Below are 422 nucleotides of genomic sequence, written 5' to 3'. Positions count from 1 at the left end.
GCGGAGTTTGCGAATGACCCAGCCATACCCATAGCCCGTGTGGCTTCTGTCATTTAACGTGAAGTCTTTGGCCATTCGTTCCCAGGAGTCGCGCCTCAAGAGTGCGCCTATCCTGATGGCATTGTCCCAGCGCACCAGGTCGTCAACACTGGTGCGCATGGCACCAGCGGCAAACGGCCAACTCATACTGTAAAAGGGTGATTTGGAGATGCCCTTTCTTCCTTGCGTGTAACCAATGACAGTAACAACAGGGCTCGCAGCGGTCTCAATCTCCGTACTGTGCATTTGCAGCGGCTGAAAAATCTGCTTCTGCATGAAGTCCTGGTAGCTGATGCCGGACACCTTTTCAATGATTCTCCCGAGCAGAAAATAATTGGAGTTGCTGTATGAAAAGCCGTGGCCTGGTTGAAACTGGACTGGCG

General features: G+C 52.6%; 1 protein-coding gene. It reads right to left on the bottom strand.

From position 1 onward, the window contains the following. A partial coding sequence (locus C5P05_RS00670) for a serine hydrolase domain-containing protein (protein ID WP_157979155.1) occupies nucleotides 1-422 on the bottom strand: 422 nt, incomplete at both ends.

It is taken from the genome of Rhodoferax ferrireducens (assembly GCF_003347515.1).
Lineage (GTDB): Bacteria > Pseudomonadota > Gammaproteobacteria > Burkholderiales > Burkholderiaceae_C > Rhodoferax.
This window is presented reverse-complemented; position numbering and strand designations above follow the sequence as displayed.